Below are 20,072 nucleotides of genomic sequence, written 5' to 3' on the forward strand. Positions count from 1 at the left end.
TTATGGCTAAGTTCAATAAATTAAAATATGTGATTTTTTTAGGGGCATTAATTTTCGTTATAGGTGCTTGTAGTGAAGAGGCTACTGAAAAAGAAACTAATATGATGCATACTACTAATTTTAATGGTAGCAAGTGGAAGGAAAAACATGGTAACAACTACACCTACCGCCCAATTATGGTAGATAGCGTATTGCACAATGATAGCATACGACATTTAACTAAATCTGAAATTTTACAAACATTAGGTACTCCAGATAGGGAAAATAACAATTACTTTTATTACTTAATTGAACAAAACAAACTTGGTTTTGTTACCCTACACACCAAAAATTTGGTCATTAAATTTGCTACCAATGACAGTATCGAGTGGATAAAACTACACGAATAAAACCCTCCATCTATTAACATTTTTTAAAACGGCTACGTTAAAAATTACTAATCAAGTCCAGTAGAATCATTTTCATAAGTAAATTGAAAATAAAAAGAGCTTATGAATTTGAATATTGAAAACAAAACTGCTGTTATTACTGGTGGTGACTCTGGTATAGGACTAGAAACTGCAAAAATTTTAACTAGTGAAGGGGTCAAAGTAATTCTTACTGATATTAATGAAGAAGATTTAAAAGAGGCAAAATCAAAAATCAAAAATCACAATAGCGACGCTGTGGTTTATTCAAAGGCTTGTGATTTAACCAATTTTAAAGCTGTAGATGCCTTTGCTGAGATGGTAAAAAAAGAATATGGCGGTGCCGATATTCTAGTAAATTGTGCTGGAGCCAGAGGGGCTGCAGGGGATTTTTTAGAACTTACAGATGAAGATTGGCAAAAAACAATTGACATTGATTTAATGGGAGCCGTACGTATATGCCGTGCCTTTATACCTCAAATGAGAGAAAAAAAATGGGGTAGAATTATATTAATTGCCTCTGAAAATGCTTTTCAACCCTATGTAGATGAGAGTCCATACAATGCTTGTAAAGCAGGGGTTATTAATTTAAGTAAATGCCTATCTAGAAGCTACGGTAAAGAAGGTATTTTGGTAAATACTGTATCACCGGCATTTATTGAAACCCCAATGACCGATGCCATGATGGAGCAACTAGCGGAAGAAAGAGATACTAGTATGGAGGAAGCCGTAGAATACTTTTTAGAAAATGACAGACCACATCTAACAGCAGGACGTAGAGGAAAACCAGAAGAAGTTGCAGCTGTTATCAGTTTCTTATGTTCTGAACAGGCAAGCTATGTAAATGGTAGTAATTACCGTGTAGACTCTGGTGCAGTAGAGTCTGCCTTTGGATAAAATTATACTCTATTAGTAGGTTATTTTGGGGGTTAACCCAAATACTATTAAAAATTAAAACATCACTAATTGAGCAAAAAGATTTGGGTATTAGCATAGTGCTAATACCCTTTTTAAAACCTTAATCATAATGCAAAATTGTCCTGAAAATTTAATTTATGTTTCTGATACCGAACCTGGTTACACACGCATTAAAAGCGGGAAAAAATTCATCTATTTAGATCCGCAGGAAAAGACCGTAACCGCACAGAACACACTAAGACGTATACAGTCACTTACCATACCTCCCATGTGGGAGAAAACATGGATATGTACCCATGAAAACGGACATATACAGGCTACTGGTAACGACCAACGCAAGCGTAAACAATATATTTACCATGTAGATTGGGTTACATACAGACAGCAATGCAAGTTTGATAAGGTGTATGACTTTGGTAACTCCATTGATAAAATGCGTAGAGCCATAAACAAAGACCTTAAACTACCCGATTTTAGTTATAAAAAAACATTGGCTCTAGCTGTAAAATTAATGGATTGCAGCTACCTAAGAATTGGTAACGACTTTTACTTAAATGAAAATGAAACCTATGGACTAACTACTATCAGAAGAAAACATTTAGATATTACCCCCAACAAATTACATATTGAATACAAAGCTAAAAGTAATAAATACCGTAAAATAGATATTACTAACAAACGGTTGATTTCCCTTCTGAAAGAAATAAATGAATTACCTGGCTACGAAGTTTTTAGATACAAAGAAGGTGGTAAAACGCACAGAATTTGCTCTGAAGATGTAAACAGTTACATAAAAGATATTAGCGGCCAAGATTTCTCTGCCAAAGATTTTAGAACGTGGGGTGGCACGATATCAGCCATTGATGAATACCAAAATGCGGTTGACTTTTGTAATAAAGGCAAAAACCGAAAATTAGAAACCGCAATTGTTAGAAATGTAGCAAAAGTACTAGGTAATACAGTGGCTACTGCTAGAGCTTATTACATTCACCCACAGGTATTAGATAATTTAGTTACACAAGGTATAGCACCCTACGAAGCAAAAACTCCTGCAAAAAAATATACCAACACCTACCTAAAAAAACATGAGGCTATTGCTTTAACTATATTAGAAAATTAAAATAAGTATCTTTAAGAAAAAACTATTTATGAGATATTTCTTTTGGTTTTTGTTTATAAGTATAGGCAGTAGTTTTTCACTAAATGCTCAAAATATAAGATATGGACTTAAAGCAGGAGCTAACATTTCGCAATTTAAGGTGGATAACTATTCTCGCATGGCAGATAATGGAGATTATCCTATAGATTTTTCTTCAAAGCCAGGTTTTTACTTGGGAGTATTTGTTTCCTTTCCTATTTCAGAAAAGTTTCAATTTCAGCCAGAGGTTCTCTATTCTAACAGAAATATGGATATGGAAAGTATTTATGACATTACCTATATCACAAATAACGGAAACACTGTAACTACTTCTATCAACCAACAATTAATTACCATTCCGTTGGTGTTACAATATGAATTTTTAGAAAAATTAGCCGTTTTAGCAGGCCCCCAACCGGGTTTTGTAATAAGCAGTGATCACTTTATCCCAAATACCAATAGTAGCAATACAAACACATCGTATGATACTTTTGAAATGGCTGGTGTTTTTGGTTTGGCCTATACCCTATCAGAAAAGCTAATTTTAGAAGGTAGGTTTGGGTACGGTTTTATAGAACGTAATGAAGGATTTAGTAATGTATATCAAATAGGTGTTAATTATAAATTGTAAAAGCACCTGAAGATTTATCTCCGGTGCCTTTACCTATTTACCATGCACAGAAAAAACATCCATCAACTGTTTAGCAATACTTCCATTACCAGAAACAGTAATTTCTCCAATTTTTTCTGCAATTTTCTCTACAAACTCCATTTCCTTAAGTTTGAAAAGCATCTCATTCTCTTCCATTAGTTTAGCTGTGTTCAGCAAACTTCTGGTAGATGCCGTCTCTTCTCTACGAGTAATTACATTGGCCTGTGCTTGCTTTTGCGCAATAAGCACTTGGTTCATAATATCTTTCATTTCTCCCGTAAGAATTACGTCTCTAATACCACAACTTAAAATTTCTATTCCAAGTTTAGTACCTACGGGTTTAATCTCTGCAAAAACTGCATCTGCAATACCCTCTTTTTGCTCTAGCAACTCATCTAATGTATAAGCACCTATGTATGCTCTTAAAGCCAATTGCATAGCAATGTAAGCCTGCTTTTCAAAGTCCTTATTTTCTAGTAAAGCGGTTTCTATGTTCACTACCTTATATTGCGCAAAGAAGTTCACACGAATAGCGGCTTTATCTTTGGTCAACAATTCTTGGCCAGCAATTTCCATTTGTTGCACACGCATATCAGTTTTCACTATTTTAATGGTAGTATCGTTCTTCCAAAAACGGTACGTACCAGCGCCTAACGTTTTTACGTAAACATCATCTACAATCATTACTGCCTTTTCAGTTGCTCCAACTTCAAAAACTCTTACATGCTGAGATAGCTCGTATCTACTAAACAACATTTTATCTATTTGCTCAGTAATGTAAATTTTACTTTTATCCACTGTTAAAAAGGTAAACTCTTTAAGGGTATTCCAGTAGTAATGAATACCGGTAATTAATACCCCACGGTATCTACCGTTTTCATACAACAATACAATCTCATTATCCTTTACATCTACCACATGCAACATACTTGCCAGTTGTTTATCTTGTAGCAAAATTTCAGGTGCTTTGGTAGGCTTAAAAGGGAATCGTTCATCTGCTATGGTTACACTTTCTGCAAAACCAAGCCAGTGTATACCTGCTGTAAGTACACGTTGGTAATCTCCCTTTTTAAATACCAAACCTACGTTTCCTTTGTTAATTCTAATTCGTTTCATGGTTCATTTTTTTGGTTACACATTTTATTTACAACTATCCCGGGTTTTCTTTAATCATCAAATTATAACAATAATTATCTCTGATTTTCTATATTTATTTGAATAGATATTCTACCAATTCATTCTCTCAATAATCTTGACAAATTTGGTCTACCTATAAAAATCTTGAAAATCAAGGCAGCAGCGTTGGATTTAGATAAAATACTGTTTGAGCGATAGCGAGTTGTATTTTATCTGTGGCTGGTAATGCCGTAGTACTTTCTTAGGTTTTTATAGTAAACCTTGACTTTTTGGTTCGTTTTAGCTCGTACATTCTTATTGTTTTAAGATCTCGTGAATCTTCGATTTGTGTCAAGACAAAATGAACAAATACATGCTTTTCTTTAACTCTAATAGAAAGTAATGCTCCTAAACTTATCCAAATCATACGGAAAACAAACATTTACTATTGGTTGCACGCTTTTGTTACAAATGAACATCTTACTAAAACATAAGACCGTTGATTTTAAACAGCCACATGCGCAGAATACTAAATCGTTCTGTTCTCTGGTATGCCCCGAACTGTTTTTTAACTAATTGGTTAGGTGGTTAAAAAACCAAGTTCAGAAACATTACTTTTCCTTTCATGGTAATCAGTTTTACAAGATAATTAGCTTGAGTTAACCTACATCCAACGTGTAGTGCTCTAACCGCTGAGCTACGTATCCAAATAATACGATGGGAGTCGAACCCATGCAAAAAAATCTATTGTTCTACCAATTGAACTACGTATTTCAATAATACGACGGGATTTGAACCCGCAACACATAGAGGAGCTATTGATATGGTAATAGCGTACCTTCAAAACCAGACTGCATATAAAATCATCATACGTCTCCGCAACGTTTTATACAATGGTGCTATTAGAAACACGCAACAAGGTCTGCATTGAAATCTTTAATATCTTACTCGATAATCGAGATTGGACACTCCGAGAACCAGCCTCGAAGTAGTTTATGATTGTGTTTTAATTACAATTCAAATATCTATACCATCAGCGCAGTTATTCTGCGTAGTTGTTTCGAATTATAAATTTTATAGAGAGGATATAAAAAATCCGAAACATTTTGGTTATTAGCTCCGGATTTCTCATTTGATACGTTGTTATGAAAAGATCCGAAGCCAATAAAACCTTCCTAGTATATGTTGTAATAAACTCTTATATGGATTGCTAAACATCGCTTCTTGTTATTAATTGCTATTTCTGTTTTTTTGACAGGGCAAAGATGTAAACTATTTTTTAATTACACAAGAAAAATATTTATTTAAAACACTGGTTATCAGTTATTTAAATTTAAAATAGGCAATAGATTTCCTGTCCGCATATCAGCAGATTAGTATACAATTTAAAATGAGATAGTTACTTAAAAAGTATATTTTCAACAGCTATGTATTTTTTTTGCATAAATATTTTTCATTCCTTCAAAAACATAAAAAAAGCGCTCAATTTTCATTGAGCGCTTTGTTATAAATTAGATGTACTTATATCATTTATCTATTTAAAATCTTACAACAAGAACCAAAACGCCCATTCGGATATGCTTTATACCCTGCTAATAGAAATGCCTGTGGCATTGAAAAACTAGTATGTTTACGTATTGTTCTCATTATAATGCAAATATATAATTTATTAATTTAATAAAAATAAAACTCCAATATCAAAAGAACCTCTGTCATTTTGAGTAGAAAAACCTGAAGAGGAACCATCGGCGAAAACATCTGTAAAACCGTATTGCTCATCATAAGCAAAGTAGATACTCGTTTTACTATTAAGTCTAACTTTATACCCTATCCCCACAGCTAAACCAACATCCGTAGCATTTAAGGCATCTTTAATATCATTTCCATGTTCATCATCTTCTGCACTAAGCAAAAATCCTGTATACAATCCAAAATTCAAATACCAATTTCTCCTTCTTCCAAAGTGCCAGTTAGCCATTACCGGAATAGTTACATAGTTTAAACTAAAATCGGTGTAATACATTTCTCCAGTGTCTATGTTTTGCACATATCCATTACCCCAACCTTTGGCATCGTATAATAGCTTTGCTTTAAGCCCCCATCTATCTGAAAAATAATACTCTCCTGTAGCTCCAAAGTTAATACCAAAAGTACCCTCTGTACCACCATTAAGATCTGAGGAATAAATAACAATGGCTCTACCAAAACCAAGGTTAGCTCCTACTTCAAAATCGCCTTGGTCTTGAGCATTAGACACTGAAAAGAACCCGGCTACTGCCAGTAAGCTTAAAAAAAGATTTTTCATTATTTATTTATTTATTGGTTACAATTCTTAAAGTTATTGCAAGAAATATGCCACTTAATAATATTCATTCATAATTATTATACCTCATCAAATTATCGCAACGCTATTAAAATAATTAATCAATGCTGTTGTTTGTAATGACAGTTCTGGAAAGAACTTTTTTCCATTAAAGGTAAGATGCAGTATGATTAATTATTGGTTTTATTTATACAAAAATGGTTATAAAAAATAATATGCACAACTGATTTTTATGCTATTTCAAAACTCCTAATAGTACTAATTTATCATTGGCTGCCATTCCATTAGGGTTGCAACCAGGTTTACCCTCGGGAATGGGGATACCTAGTTCTTGATAAAAATCTATCCAACCCTGATGAAATTCACCAGTTTTTGGATTTTTAAATGTCATTGGGTTTAACTTAAAAATGGAATCCTTTTGAAAAGAGCGGTATACAAAATCTGAACAATAGTAACTACTATCATTCATAACGTAAGAGTAATTATAAGGCTTTCCCATCATGGTTTTAGCCTTTTCAATAGCACTAGGTATAAACTTTTGATAAGGTTGTTTTAGTCTATATGCAGTAACTCTTCGGTACAACTTTATACTATCTTCTTTAGGGTGCATAAACTCCTCTAAAGGTACTCTGGCAGAACCACATTCTGGCGCTGCGTGTAGTACATAAATACTATCGCCCACCACCTCTGCAATACCCATGTGTGAATAGTGAGTTTCTTTACCTGTTTGTGTAACGTTATCTATGGCTTCAGATAAACTACTTGTAGAACTCTCTCTAAACAAAATATCGCCGGTTTTAACAGCTACATTTTGGGCTAAAACCAGTATTGGACAACACATATATAACACGTACAAAAGAAACTTCTTTCTCATAGAAATAAAATCTAAAAGACAAATGTACTAAACAAGTATGGCTAAATGGTTTTCTTTCAGAAAAAACGAAAAAGGATCACATAAAAAAAATCCTCCCAAAGGCACACGGGAGGATTTTTGGTGTTAGTAATTAATACTAATCTAAAAACAAATATTAAACTATATGATGTGGTAGTTAGTTAGTTTTCTGTTTGTAATGCACTTCTGAAAGCTCTCTTAACATAGCAGCACTTTTTTCTGGTGAAATATCACGTTGTGCTTCTGCCATCATTTCGTACCCAACCATAAACTTCTTCACAGTAGCACTGCGTAATAATGGTGGATAAAAATGCATATGGAAATGCCATTCAGGATGCTCTTCTCCATCTGTTGGGGTTTGGTGTATACCCGATGAATATGGAAAAGATGTTTCAAATAAGTTATCGTATTTTACTGTTGTAGCCTTGATAATTGCAGCATAAGCCTTTCTTTCTTCAGCAGTCATTTCAGTTATATTTCCAAAATGTCTTTTGCTAATGATTAAAATTTCAAACGGCCATATTGCCCAAAATGGTACTAAAGCAACAAAGTGTTCATTTTCTACAACAATACGTTCTTTACGTTCTAATTCAGACTTTACATAATCTTCTAAAAGACTTGTTCCGTTTTTAGCGTAATACGCTTTAAGGTTTGCCTGGGTTTTAGCCACTAATGTAGGTATAGATGATTGCGACCAAATTTGTCCGTGTGGGTGCGGGTTAGAACATCCCATTACAGCACCTTTATTCTCAAAAATCTGAACATGGTTGATAAACTCACGTCCTCCTAAATCTATGTATTGTTCTTTCCAAGCATCTACAACTCTTTCAATTGCTTCAACCTCCATTTCTGGTAAGGTTAAATCGTGTCTAGGGGAAAAGCATATAACTCGGTTAATTCCTTTCTGTGGTTCAATTTGAAACAACGGATTATTTTCTTCCGGCATTTCTACATCTACTTGTAACAACGATGGAAAATCGTTATCAAAAACATAAACGTCTGTATATTGTTCGTTTACCGCTCCACTGGTACGCTCATTACCGGCACATAAGTAACAAGAAGGATCGTACTGAAGTTTTTCTACCTCAGCAGCACTCTCTTTTTGTCCTTGCCATGGTCGTTTAGCTCTGTGTGGCGATACTAAAACCCACTCCCCAATTAATGGGTTAAATCTACGGTGTGGGTGTTCGTTATAATCAAATGCTTGCGTGCTCATCTTTGTAAATTGTTGTTCCTTGAGATATGGCTATTTTATAAGCCTCTAGGTCTATATTAAACTTCTCTTTATACAGTTTACTAGCTTTTTCAATAATTCCGTCAACAGCTTCTTTCTTCACTAAGTTGATAGAACAGCCTCCAAAGCCACCACCCATCATACGAGAACCTATTACATTCTCATCATTTTCAACTAAACTTACCAAGTAATCTATCTCTTCACAGCTTACTTCATAATTTTCAGATAACCCGTGGTGTGTTTCAAACATTAAAGCACCTAATTTTTTAAAATCGTGTGCCTCAATAGCATCAACTGCATCTTTTACACGTTTTATTTCTTTTACCACAAACAAACAACGTTTGTAGTTAACAGCACCTAACTCTTCTTTTACTGCATTTACCATATACTCGGTTACATCTCTAAAAGAAGTAATTGCCGGATACTCTTTTTTAAGTACAGCATACCCTTCTTCTACCTCTCTTCTTCTGTCGTTATAACCAGAAGTTAAGTGCGTATGTTTTACTTTACTATCTAAAAGTAATATGCTATAATCTTTAAAATCTGCTTTATGGTACTCATGCTCCATAGTGTTACAATCTAGCAGAATCACATGATCTTCTTTCCCAAATACACTAGCAAACTGATCCATAATACCACAATTAACACCTACAAAAGTATGCTCTGCTTTTTGCCCTATTAAGGCAATATCTGTTTTAGTAAGTCCTAAATCATAAAGCTCATTTAAGGCATAAGCAAATCCGCATTCTAATGCTGCAGAAGAAGACAACCCTGCACCCATTGGTACATTGCTACTAAACACAATGTTAAAACCAGATAATGGTGCTTTTTCTTTAATTTGTGCTAAAACCCCATAAAAGAAGTTTACCCACATTTTATCAGATGGTGTTACCTCATCTTCTATATTAAACGTAAGCTTATCATCTAGGTCTAGCGCAATAATATTGCATTCTGTAGAGGTATTGGTAGTAATTGCAAAGCAAACATATTTATCAATAGCTGCCGGCAATACAAATCCATCATTATAATCTACGTGCTCACCAATAATGTTGATACGTCCTGGTGATAAGAAAATATGTTCAGGAGCTGCTTTAAACTGCTCCTCATAACTTTTGGAAACTGATTGTATAAGACTGTTTTTATCCATCTTCTTTTCTTTCTATTATTTCTACAAGGGTATTGTAAAAATTAATAATTTCATCAATTCAAATTAACACATCATCAAAAACACCTAGAATACAAAAACACATTCTTATATTAAAACCGTGTTTTTTAATGATTACATAGCAAATATAAAATATTAACAAAAAACACCACACCAGTACCTACTAGTTTTACTAAATTAGCTACCAGTTTAAAATTTACCCTGTTATGAAGCTTATCAATGTTATTGAAAACTCAGACATACCTAAGTACAAGCAAATTATATATTCTGTAGAAACGGCTATTGCTGAAAAACGATTGAAGCGAAAAGACAAACTGCCTTCTATTAATAAAATAGCTTTGGAGTTTTCATTATCTAGAGATACTGTTTTACAAGCCTATAATGATTTAAAAAAACGAGGCATTATTTCCGCCATGCCAGGAAAAGGATATTATATTAAAAGTGAAGAGTTTACTACCGAGCAACGCATCTTTCTTTTATTTGATGAACTGAACTCTTTTAAAGAAGACTTATACAACTCTTTTAAAGAAACTATGGGCAACTTTGCTAATATTGACATTTTCTTTCATTACTTTAATATTGAGGTTTTTAAAAAGTTGATTGACGAGAATAATGGTGATTATAATAAGTATGTTATAATGCCTACCATTTTAAAAGATGCACACATTCATATTAAAAAGCTTCCTAAAAACAACGTTTATATTTTAGACCAAACCAATGAACAACTGCAGGAATACCCGTCTGTTCATCAAAATTTTGTAGAGGATATTTACAATGCTTTACTTACTGGTAAAGATGCCTTAAAGAAGTACCAAAAACTCATTTTTATATTTCCCGACTTTAAGCAGCCTACAGGTATGAAAATTGGGTTTCTAAAGTTTTGCAAGGATCATCAATTTAAAGCTGAAATTATTTCTGATATAAAACAATATGAACTTTCACCTGGAGAAGTTTTTATTATACCAGACGATAGAGATTTGGTAAAAGCCATTGAAAAGATAAAAGAAAAAGGCTTAGAAATAGGAAAAGAAATTGGCATTATATCCTACAATGATACTCCTTTGAAAAAAGTTGTAGCTAATGGTATAACCACCATTTCAACCGATTTTAATTCTATGGGAAGTATTATGGCTGAAATGGTGGTAGGGCAAAAAAAAGATGTTATTGAAAACAAAAGTAGCCTTATCATAAGAGGCTCTTTATAATTTTTTTTATTTTGCCTTAAGCAATGCTATTTCTAACCCTCTTAACTCTGCCAAACCTCGTAAACGACCAATAGCAGAGTATCCTGGGTTGGTATGTTTTTCTAAATCATCTAACATTTGATGTCCATGGTCTGGGCGCATAGGTAAACGTACATCTGTTCTGCCCTCACTTATACGGCGCTGTTGCTCTTCTAACAGAGCCTTCATAACCGCATACATATCTACATCTCCCTCTAAATGATTAGCTTCAAAAAAGTTACCTTCTTCATCTCTTTTGGTAGCCCTTAAATGCACAAAGTTAATTCTGTGCCCTAATCGTTGTACCATACCCTCCAAATCATTATCAGGTCTTACACCATAAGAACCAGTACAAAAACAAAGTCCGTTATACTTTGAATCTACAGCCTCTAGCAATTCAGTAGCATCTGCTTCTGTACTTACCACTCTAGGCAATCCCAGAATAGGAAACGGAGGATCATCTGGATGAATAGCCATGAGCACCCCTACCTCTTCAGCAACCGGAATAATTTCTTTTAAAAAAGCATATAAATTAGCTTTTAATACTTCTTCATCTATACCCTTATAGCTATCTAAAACTTCCTGAAACTTATCTAGCGTATATCCTTCTTCAGCACCTGGTAAACCCGCTATAATATTGTTTATTAATAACGTCTTTTTCTTGGTATTCATACCATGATACCTCACTGCAGCCTTTTCTAATTCTTCTTGTGAATACGCTTCAGCAGCGGCAGGTCTCTTTAATAAAAAGAGTTCAAAAGCAGCAAAATCAATTTTATCAAATCGCAAGGCTTTAGAACCATCTGGCATTTCAAAACTTAAGTCAGTACGTGTCCAATCTAGTACTGGCATAAAATTATAGCATACCGTATCTATACCACAAGCAGCTAAATTTTTAATACTCTGCTTATAATTTTCAATATACAGTTTATAATCTCCTGTACGCCTTTTAATATCCTCGTGAACTGGTATACTTTCCACTACCGACCATGTGAGTCCGCTACTTTCTATAACCGTTTTACGCTTCTGTATTTCTGCTACCGACCAAACTGTTCCATTAGGTATATGATGCAATGCATTTACAATACCAGTGGCACCGGCCATTTTTATATGAGATAAAGGCACTGAGTCGTTAGGCCCATACCATCTCCATGTTTGCTCTAATGCCATACTAAACTCCGTTAAATGCTGTAAAACCTCCATCTACAGGTACTGTAATCCCTGTCACAAACTTAGATGCAGGATTACATAACCATAACACCGTACTCACTAAATCTTCAGGTTCTCCAAAGTGCCCCATAGGCGTCTGCGATAAAATCTTTTCTCCTCTAGAAGTTAAGCTACCGTCTTCATTAGTTAATAAGGTACGGTTCTGTTCTGTTAAGAAAAATCCAGGTACCAAGGCATTCACACGTATACCTTCTTTAGCAAAATATACTGCTAACCAGTGTGTAAAATTACTAATAGCGGCTTTTGCTGCGCTATAAGCCGGCACTTTAGTTAATGGCAACCCCGCACTAACAGATGATATATTTAAAACACTACACTCTTTTCTACCTACCATATCTTTGGCAAACACTTGTGTTGGTATAAAAGTACCCATGTAGTTTAGATTGTACACATGTTCTACTCCGCCCAATCCTAATTTAAAGAAATCTTGAAAATCATCATCTTTTGGGGTTGTATTATCATAAAACTCATCTTTGGTAACTCCATCAGGATGATTACCACCTGCGCCATTTAACAAAATATCAACCAATCCTAATTTCTCATTTATTGTTTTATGTGCAGCTTCTATGGTAGCTTTATCACAAACATCTACACTAAGCGCTAAAGCTGTACCACCGGTAGCTTTAATTTCTGCCGCTAACTTTTCTCCTTTTTCCAGACTTCTACCCAAAATAGCAACTTTAGCACCTTCGGCTGCTATTGCTTTTGTTAGGGCACTCCCTAAAACTCCGGTACCTCCGGTTATTACAGCAACTTTATTTTGTAGTAACATTCTTTTTTCTAGTATTTACAATTAATGGATTTTCTATAATTTGTTTTTGTCTCTGTAGTAAAGCATCCCAATCTGCTACCGATTTCACCTGGCCACTTTTTTCCCAAGCAAAACCTGCATAATATTCTAAGGTAGTTGTTGGCTTTGCTACTATAAGTAAATTACTTTGATCTTTAACTTTAGTAACTCTAGCAAAAGCACTATCAATTTCTTTCGGATTCATAACAATACCTTCACCTACATGAGCATCATCAATTTGCTCCCAATTACGTATCCATCCTTTTTTGGCTTGTAACTTGTACTCACCTACATTTTCATGAGTAGTAATACCTATAGCATAATTTGGCACTTCTTTTTCTGCTTTTAAGCTAATTTGAAACTTAGAAAAGTTGCTTCCTAAATCTAACGATATACGTTTGGTCTCTTGAATATTATACGGACTCCAAGGAGCATAACTCAATTCAAAAACGGTACGTAAAGGTCCAGAAGCGATGGTTTTATAGGAAATGAAATTTTTAGATACATATAAGGTATCATTTTCCCACACACCAATTCCTCCATCGCCTCTACTCGCACCCACATGGTAGGGGTCATATCCTTCTCCTCTATCATGATGATAATACATAGGGTCTGTTTGATACCCTTTATACCAACTATCTATTACAGATTTATCAGTTCGTTTCAACCATAAATCTATACCACTAGAAAGGGTTCCGTTTTCTCTACCTTCCTCTACTCTTAACTGAGCATCTGGTCCGTAAGTTCTAAAGGCAACCTTATCATTTTCCCACGTATAATCATCTGTACGCTCTGGCACAAAACGAGAATAGGCTACTACATCACTTTTTGGTGTGGTAACAGTACTATCCATAACAATGGTATAATACACACTTTCTTCTGCCTTTACAGTTGCTTGAAACAAAAGCACATCATTACTACCATCTTGGTCATTATCTAGCCATTGGGTAGTTAAAAAGTTATCAGTTCCTTGTTTTTTAACTCTAATTGCATCTTCATTAAAAGAAGAAAATTGCTTTTGAAGTTCTTCTATGGAAACAGAAACAATTTCAGTTCTGTTAAAATGTAGTTCGTTAATTACCTCAACAGTTACTGCATCTGCTTCCTTTTTTGTAGCAGTGCAACCGATTACACTAACTAAACATAGTAATGCAATCGGCTTTATATAATATTTTAAAAACATTGGAGATTATTTTTTAATTCCCTCTAAGGTAGGAATAACTTCAATGATATAACCATTTTCATCAAACTTTAACGTGTCTATACACACTTCTCTATGAAAACCAGCTCTGCTCCCCATCTCTTCACCTTTTGGGTAGTTAAACCTGTGATACACCAAAAACCACTCATCTGTATCATGTTTTTGAATGGCAGAATTATGTCCGGTAGCTAAAATTTGTGCTTCTTCATTTCGCTGAATCACAATATTGTTTTCTGGTATATGTAAGGGTCCTAATGGCCCATCTGCAATTGCGTAACGCACTTTGTAATTAGGACTTCTGGTATCATCTTCAGACCACATAAAATAGTATTTACCATTTCTGTAAATCACATAAGTACCTTCTCTAAATGTAGTATCGGGAGTAAGATTTTTTAAGGTATTCTTCTTAATAGATACCATATCATCATTTAACTCTACAGCAGCTAAATAACCATTACCCCAATATAAATATGATTTTCCTGTTTTCGGATCCATAAACACATCTGGGTCAATTTCTTGTCCGCCTTTAACTCCTTCAGGTCTAAAATCAATTAGTGCTTTACCACTATCTACAAAAGGCCCTGTAGGGTCATCTGCCACTGCTACACCTATATTTTGCGCTGCGGTGAAATAGTAGTAATATTTATAAGCGCCGTCCACTTTCTTTTCTATAATACACGGAGCCCAAGCATTTCTGTCTGCCCAACTTACATCTTTGTGCAAATCTAAAATTACACCTTCATCTTTCCAGCTTACTAAATCTTCAGAAGAAAAAGTTTTAAAATAGGTACCCGACCAGTTATGGAAACCATCTGACGTTGGATAAATATAGTATTTACCTGTTTTTTCTGCATACAACACATCAGGGTCTGCATAATACCCCTCTAATACCGGGTTATGATCTTCCGATGCTGTTACGTTAAAAGTTTTACTTTCTTTACCTTCAATGGTAACCGTATAAGCTACTGCTCCTTTTGAGAAATCTTGCGGACCTTCAGGTGTTATCGTTACGCCTTCAAAGGTTGAAAACTTAGGGTCCAAACTGGTTAAATCTACACCTATTTTTACTGGTAAATGAATGGTCTTGGCTGGTCCGTTTACATCTACATTGATGGTTTTTAATTTTTCAGAATTCGCATCAATTAACGGATCATCATATGATGTGTAATTTGCCATTAATCTTTTTAACTCTTCATCTGTAATTGGCATTACCGTACCATGACGTGGATGAAAGTTCATACTTATAGACTCATCAATTACTTTAAAGTTTTTTAAATCTGTACTCTTTGTAAATTGATATCCCCCTTGCGTATATAAATCGTACATTAGAATATACTCTCCTGTTTCATTTAATTGGAAAATTCCGCTTCCTTCCACCGGATTGGTTTCTGCATCTACACGCTCATTACTCACTAATTCATATCCTTCAGTCAGCTTATCTGAAATTGCTAATTTAATACCAGGCTTACCATCTTCTGCCTTATGGAATAAATAAAACTTACCATCTTTTTTAATGATATCTCCGTCTATACAAGCCTTATTATTGCTATTAGCAGGCGGATAATACAGTTGTTTTGGTGCTGCTTCTAATGCAGTAAAATCTTCATTAGCATATGCATAGTAAATTTTATCAGGGTCGTCTCCTTGTTTCATGGAAAAATACACCATGTATTTACCCGTAGCATCGTCATAAATAGTTTGCGGTGCCCATACTCTATACACATCTCCGTATTCATTAGGAAATGATTCAGGAATATTAATTACTGAAGAGGTCCAGTTAATTAAATCGGTAGATTTCATAAGTACCATAGCATAGTTTTTCCAACCCATTTCTGGTACATATAAATCGGTTACTACCATATAGAAAGTTTTACCATCGGCACCTCTTAAAATATGCGGATCTCTTACTCCGCCAGTAGTACTAATATCATCATTAGAAACAATCGGTTGGTTTCCGTTTAATGCTTTATAATTGTAGCCATCGGTGCTTACTGCATAGCGAATGGATTCTTCGCCTGGTCCGTTTCCTATAAAGTAGGTAAATAAATAAGCGGTATAATCATCCGCTTTACTTTTTGGCTCTCCACAGGAAAAAGCCATTCCAGAAATTAATACTACAAGTAGTATATACTTAAATTTACATAACAAGTTACTGGTCATATCTTAAATTGTTTACTTCCAAAAATTACTGTTGTGTTTGCACACGTATTACTGTAAAAGAATAAGGTGGCAACGTATACTCAAATTCTTTTCCTATTTTAAAATCTTCTGTTGTCGGTATAACGTCAATTGCATCAGGTGCACCCGCAAATACTGTTAATGTGGCATTACTATTCATTACAAATTGGGTATGGTCTAAATTAGCCGTTACTGGCACAGGTAACATACTTACTAGTTTTATAATCATATCTCCGCTTTCCTCGTCTTGTACTACAGATACCCCTACTCTGTTGGTAATGTCTTCATTAGCAAAAGGTATACTTACATCTGTATCATAATAAATAGTTCCAGCATTTTGTCCGTATAATTTTTGTACATAATAATCGGTAGTTGGTTTAACTTCCAAATTATTGAAATAGATCAAATCTGGTTTCCATTGGGTATGGTTCTCCTTAGCCAACAAAGGTGCATACGATGTCATTTTTACCACATCGCCATTTCTTTCTACAGCTGTTAAGTATAGTGCCTCAGAAAGTGCTGTTTCCATATTACTGGGTCTACCTGGTAAGTGCGATGCATATTCTCCTAAATATACTTTCGCATTATTTCGGTCGTATGCATCATAGTAATCTTGATTATGAATCAACCACCCTAGTGGCACATAATAATGCTCATCTACCATAGGTACTTCTAACTTATTTGCTAGTTCCCAACCTTCATCATAGTCGGTTCCTTCATAAAAAGGCCCTACGGTACCTATTACTACAATTTCAGGATATGCTTTCTGAATAGCATTAAATATTTGAGTAAAACGCTCTTCAAAAACATCGGTAATTAAATCTTCATTTCCTATACCTAGGTATTTTAAGTTGAAAGGCTCTGGGTGACCAGCTGCTGCACGTTTGCTTCCCCATTCTGAATTTTTATCTCCATTAGCCCATTCAATTAAATCTAAAATATCTTGAATATAAGCTACCATTTCTTCCTCTGGAATACCGCATTGCTGACCTGCTCCGCCTGTACTAGAATTTTGACAAGGTACACCTGCTGCAATTACCGGTAGTGGTGTTGCATTAATATCTTCACAAAATTGAAAATACTCAAAATATCCAAGTCCCATCGATTGGTGATAATTCCAAATATTACGTTGTGGCTTTCTGGTTTCTAAAGGCCCAATGGTATTTTTCCATCTGTAAATATTATCGAGTCCATCGCCATGTGCCACACATCCTCCAGGGAAACGAACAAACTTTGGGTTTATATCTGCAATGGTTTGAGCCAAATCTGCACGTAATCCATTTTTATGTTGTTTAAACGTTTCAGCAGGAAATAAAGAAATAAAATCTAAGCCTACCTTTTGATTACTCATAGGTTCTATAACCAATTGTGTATATCTAGCCGACTCCTTTACTTTTAGTGTAGTCTGATACTTTTTCCAGTTTTTACTGGTTGCATTTATTGTTTTGGTGGTATATACCTTACCTAAAGTATCTACCAAACTAATTTTTAATTTAGTAGCCCCTTCAAAAGTTTTGGCAAACAACGAAAAATAATATTTTTCGTTCGCTTTTAAAGGTATCCCATCAAAACCTTCATTTACCAACTTACCAAGTTCATCATTTCGCTTTATAGTAACATAGTGTAGGTTATTTTCATGTATAGGGCTTATACTATCTATAGTAACCTCTATACCTTCCGATTTCCATGCTTTTAAACTATTCCATGTATAGTCTCTAAACTTTGTATCTGCTGGGGTATATTCAAAATCTCTATTCTGAATTAATTCAGCATACAAACCACCATCGGCAGCATAGTTAATATCTTCAAAAAAGATCCCCATTAATAATGGACTAATTGCCTTTTTTCTATCCTTATGAATTGTTATCTGGGCAGTTACATTAGCTAAGCCGTCAAACCTTTTAGTATCCTGTTGAGTAGTTTCACTATAACGTTTGCTTTTATAGACCGATAAATCTTTTGCATCTATCAATGTTTGCACTTCGCTCCATTCTACTTCAGTAATTACTCCTTCAAAAGACATACCATCTACCACAACCTCGCTTTTAAGCGTAGTGTCGTAGCTAGCTTTTTCAATTTTGCTGTATTCTTTAAAATCTCTAGTAGTTACCTTATGGTAGGTTACCTCAGCACCTACCTTACTTTTCCACTGAACTTCATACAAACTACCCGTAAATTTAATTTGAGGCGCTAGAATATTTTTTTCTGTGTTTAATGGAGGGTACGACTGTCTTTTCCAATGTACCAAGTCTTCAGAAGCTGCATGTGCAAAAGTAAAATCGGTAGTATTCACGCTCCATATGCAATGCCACAGGTTTTCTTGATCTTTAAACAAAAACGGACTAACCATTTTTTTCTGAGAACCCCATGCACCATAATCTGATTGTAAAAAAGGATGTTCTGGTCCAATAGCATGCCAGTTTACTTTGTCTGTACTCCAAGCAAAATATAAGCCATTTCTACTTCTATCTTCATGGTTGGTATAGGAGAATAGATATACCTTACCAGGATTATCTTCAACCTTCTCTGCCTTTACAGGTACTACTGCCAACAGCAGTAGCACCATAAAATAAAAGCTAAATTTGTTTATATTGATTTTCTTCATTCTAGTTATTTATTGGTACCTAAGGCTTGTATTGCTTTCCTACTTTTATAGTATCTCCTGAAAGGTCTACCTCAAACAAATGCGGCACGCGTATATATCTACCATTTTCACTTCGGTGACTATGTACAGACATTAACAGCTTCCCATCTAAGGTTTTAAACAACATTCCATGTCCGAAGTTTGGCGGTGTAATAGGTTCTTTTCCATGAATCCACGGCCCCTCTAAGGTTCCACTTTCAGAATAAGCTACTCCTTGTGTATATACATCATGTATCCAACTCGTCCAAATCATTCCCAATCTTCCTGTTTCGGTGGTAAATAAATACGGTCCATCAGTAACTTTACTAGGTACTAATTTACCTTCTTCATTATACTCTTCGCTCCACGGACTATCGCTAGCCTTAAACATTAATTCCCCTTCACCAACAGAACCACTAAGGTCGGACTTTAATTCAATTTTTTCCATAGTACCCTGCCAGTTTTGCAACCATTCATAACAGTATATCATATAAGGCTTCCCATTTTTGTCTACCCAAAAGGTACCGTCTAAGGTTGGCTTATTTGCAGGCAGGTAGGTTTTGTCTTTCATCGGCACGTATGGCCCATCTGCAGTATCACTCACCAAAATATGACTGGCACGTCTTGGAATCTCTCTTCCTTTAACGGTATCTATAATGATGTTTTCATTAGTAAAAGTGCCAAAGTAATAATACTTACCTTGGTACTTATGTAACTCAGCAGCCCATATCATTGGGTTAGGTCCCATCCATGAGGTAGAATCTGTTTTAGCTATATTAAAAGGCCCTTCCCAATATTTTAAATCTTTACTCTTCCATAATTTCCCTCCAGTACCTGTCATATAGTACATTTGGGTTTTCTGATCGGCAAGAATACACGGATCACTCAGCACTATCTCATCTAAAGCACGCACTTGCTGAGCAGCCCCTCTAGCAATAAGCGCTATACTTATAACACCTAATAAAAATAAACAACGTTTCAT

General features: G+C 34.9%; 16 protein-coding genes and 1 tRNA gene. 5 read left to right on the plus strand and 12 right to left on the minus strand.

What is annotated here, in order from left to right; all coding sequences use genetic code 11:
- Positions 1-2: 2 nt before the first annotated feature.
- The 4 genes from Y10_RS13700 (at position 3) to Y10_RS13715 (ending at position 3,094) form a co-directional block, all read left to right on the plus strand.
- The gene (locus Y10_RS13700; protein ID WP_281765973.1) at positions 3-389 is read left to right on the plus strand and encodes a hypothetical protein; all 387 of its coding nucleotides are present in this window, start codon (positions 3-5) and stop codon (positions 387-389) included.
- Positions 390-491: 102 nt separating this feature from the next.
- Positions 492-1,304, plus strand: a complete 813-nt coding sequence (locus tag Y10_RS13705; RefSeq protein ID WP_281765974.1) for an SDR family NAD(P)-dependent oxidoreductase — start codon at positions 492-494, stop codon at positions 1,302-1,304.
- 130 nt (positions 1,305-1,434) lie between these two features.
- The gene (locus tag Y10_RS13710) at positions 1,435-2,445 is read left to right on the plus strand and encodes a DNA topoisomerase IB (RefSeq protein WP_281765975.1); all 1,011 of its coding nucleotides are present in this window, start codon (positions 1,435-1,437) and stop codon (positions 2,443-2,445) included.
- Positions 2,446-2,473: 28 nt separating this feature from the next.
- Entirely contained in the window at positions 2,474-3,094 is a 621-nt protein-coding gene (locus tag Y10_RS13715) for a porin family protein (RefSeq protein ID WP_281765976.1), read from the plus strand.
- 33 nt (positions 3,095-3,127) lie between these two features.
- Here the strand turns inward: Y10_RS13715 and Y10_RS13720 are convergent, their stop codons facing one another.
- The 6 genes from Y10_RS13720 to galK form a co-directional block, all read right to left on the minus strand.
- A complete protein-coding gene (locus Y10_RS13720; protein WP_281765977.1) occupies positions 3,128-4,231 on the minus strand; it encodes a slipin family protein in 1,104 nt (367 codons plus the stop codon).
- A gap of 712 nt (positions 4,232-4,943) precedes the next feature.
- Positions 4,944-5,005, minus strand: a tRNA-OTHER gene (locus Y10_RS13725).
- Between the two features lie 895 nt (positions 5,006-5,900).
- The gene (locus Y10_RS13730) at positions 5,901-6,536 is read right to left on the minus strand and encodes a porin family protein (RefSeq protein ID WP_281765978.1); all 636 of its coding nucleotides are present in this window, start codon (positions 6,534-6,536) and stop codon (positions 5,901-5,903) included.
- Between the two features lie 253 nt (positions 6,537-6,789).
- Entirely contained in the window at positions 6,790-7,428 is a 639-nt protein-coding gene (locus Y10_RS13735) for a YiiX/YebB-like N1pC/P60 family cysteine hydrolase (protein ID WP_281765979.1), read from the minus strand.
- Positions 7,429-7,603: 175 nt separating this feature from the next.
- Positions 7,604-8,662: a UDP-glucose--hexose-1-phosphate uridylyltransferase gene (locus Y10_RS13740; RefSeq protein WP_281765980.1), complete on the minus strand. Its 1,059-nt coding sequence runs from the start codon at positions 8,660-8,662 to the stop codon at positions 7,604-7,606.
- Complete coding sequence (gene galK / locus Y10_RS13745; RefSeq protein ID WP_281765981.1) at positions 8,643-9,827, minus strand: galactokinase; 1,185 nt, start codon at positions 9,825-9,827, stop codon at positions 8,643-8,645. Before galK ends, Y10_RS13740 begins: the two co-directional genes overlap by 20 nt.
- Positions 9,828-10,051: 224 nt before the next feature.
- Between galK and Y10_RS13750 the strand changes: the two genes are divergently transcribed.
- On the plus strand, positions 10,052-11,050 hold the full coding sequence (locus tag Y10_RS13750) for a GntR family transcriptional regulator (protein ID WP_281765982.1): 999 nt from the start codon (positions 10,052-10,054) through the stop codon (positions 11,048-11,050).
- Positions 11,051-11,056: 6 nt separating this feature from the next.
- Here Y10_RS13750 and uxuA read toward each other — a convergent pair whose 3' ends face one another.
- Genes uxuA through Y10_RS13780 form a run of 6 tightly spaced genes read right to left on the minus strand, consistent with a single transcriptional unit; the run spans position 11,057 to position 20,072 of the window.
- Positions 11,057-12,238, minus strand: coding sequence for a mannonate dehydratase (gene uxuA, locus Y10_RS13755; RefSeq protein WP_281766190.1), 1,182 nt, complete (start codon positions 12,236-12,238; stop codon positions 11,057-11,059).
- Between the two features lies 1 nt (position 12,239).
- Positions 12,240-13,070: an SDR family oxidoreductase gene (locus Y10_RS13760; RefSeq protein WP_281765983.1), complete on the minus strand. Its 831-nt coding sequence runs from the start codon at positions 13,068-13,070 to the stop codon at positions 12,240-12,242.
- Positions 13,054-14,271: a DUF4861 family protein gene (locus tag Y10_RS13765; RefSeq protein WP_281765984.1), complete on the minus strand. Its 1,218-nt coding sequence runs from the start codon at positions 14,269-14,271 to the stop codon at positions 13,054-13,056. Before Y10_RS13765 ends, Y10_RS13760 begins: the two co-directional genes overlap by 17 nt.
- Positions 14,272-14,277: 6 nt before the next feature.
- Positions 14,278-16,449 carry a family 43 glycosylhydrolase gene (locus Y10_RS13770; protein WP_281765985.1) on the minus strand — a complete coding sequence of 724 codons (2,172 nt, stop codon included), beginning with the start codon at positions 16,447-16,449 and terminating at the stop codon, positions 14,278-14,280.
- A 25-nt stretch (positions 16,450-16,474) separates the two neighbouring features.
- Complete coding sequence (locus tag Y10_RS13775; protein ID WP_281765986.1) at positions 16,475-19,072, minus strand: alpha-L-arabinofuranosidase C-terminal domain-containing protein; 2,598 nt, start codon at positions 19,070-19,072, stop codon at positions 16,475-16,477.
- A gap of 19 nt (positions 19,073-19,091) precedes the next feature.
- Entirely contained in the window at positions 19,092-20,072 is a 981-nt protein-coding gene (locus Y10_RS13780; RefSeq protein ID WP_281765987.1) for a glycoside hydrolase family 43 protein, read from the minus strand.

This window comes from Neptunitalea lumnitzerae, assembly GCF_027924185.1.
Classification (GTDB): Bacteria; Bacteroidota; Bacteroidia; order Flavobacteriales; family Flavobacteriaceae; genus Neptunitalea; species Neptunitalea lumnitzerae.

Coding starts and splice junctions, on each gene's coding strand:
- Y10_RS13700 (WP_281765973.1), top strand. CDS start 3: ATGGCTAAGTTCAATAAATTAAAATATGTGATTTTTTTAGGGGCATTA.
- Y10_RS13705 (WP_281765974.1), top strand. CDS start 492: ATGAATTTGAATATTGAAAACAAAACTGCTGTTATTACTGGTGGTGAC.
- Y10_RS13710 (WP_281765975.1), top strand. CDS start 1,435: ATGCAAAATTGTCCTGAAAATTTAATTTATGTTTCTGATACCGAACCT.
- Y10_RS13715 (WP_281765976.1), top strand. CDS start 2,474: ATGAGATATTTCTTTTGGTTTTTGTTTATAAGTATAGGCAGTAGTTTT.
- Y10_RS13720 (WP_281765977.1), bottom strand. CDS start 4,231: ATGAAACGAATTAGAATTAACAAAGGAAACGTAGGTTTGGTATTTAAA.
- Y10_RS13730 (WP_281765978.1), bottom strand. CDS start 6,536: ATGAAAAATCTTTTTTTAAGCTTACTGGCAGTAGCCGGGTTCTTTTCA.
- Y10_RS13735 (WP_281765979.1), bottom strand. CDS start 7,428: ATGAGAAAGAAGTTTCTTTTGTACGTGTTATATATGTGTTGTCCAATA.
- Y10_RS13740 (WP_281765980.1), bottom strand. CDS start 8,662: ATGAGCACGCAAGCATTTGATTATAACGAACACCCACACCGTAGATTT.
- galK (WP_281765981.1), bottom strand. CDS start 9,827: ATGGATAAAAACAGTCTTATACAATCAGTTTCCAAAAGTTATGAGGAG.
- Y10_RS13750 (WP_281765982.1), top strand. CDS start 10,052: ATGAAGCTTATCAATGTTATTGAAAACTCAGACATACCTAAGTACAAG.
- uxuA (WP_281766190.1), bottom strand. CDS start 12,238: ATGGCATTAGAGCAAACATGGAGATGGTATGGGCCTAACGACTCAGTG.
- Y10_RS13760 (WP_281765983.1), bottom strand. CDS start 13,070: ATGTTACTACAAAATAAAGTTGCTGTAATAACCGGAGGTACCGGAGTT.
- Y10_RS13765 (WP_281765984.1), bottom strand. CDS start 14,271: ATGTTTTTAAAATATTATATAAAGCCGATTGCATTACTATGTTTAGTT.
- Y10_RS13770 (WP_281765985.1), bottom strand. CDS start 16,449: ATGACCAGTAACTTGTTATGTAAATTTAAGTATATACTACTTGTAGTA.
- Y10_RS13775 (WP_281765986.1), bottom strand. CDS start 19,072: ATGAAGAAAATCAATATAAACAAATTTAGCTTTTATTTTATGGTGCTA.
- Y10_RS13780 (WP_281765987.1), bottom strand. CDS start 20,072: ATGAAACGTTGTTTATTTTTATTAGGTGTTATAAGTATAGCGCTTATT.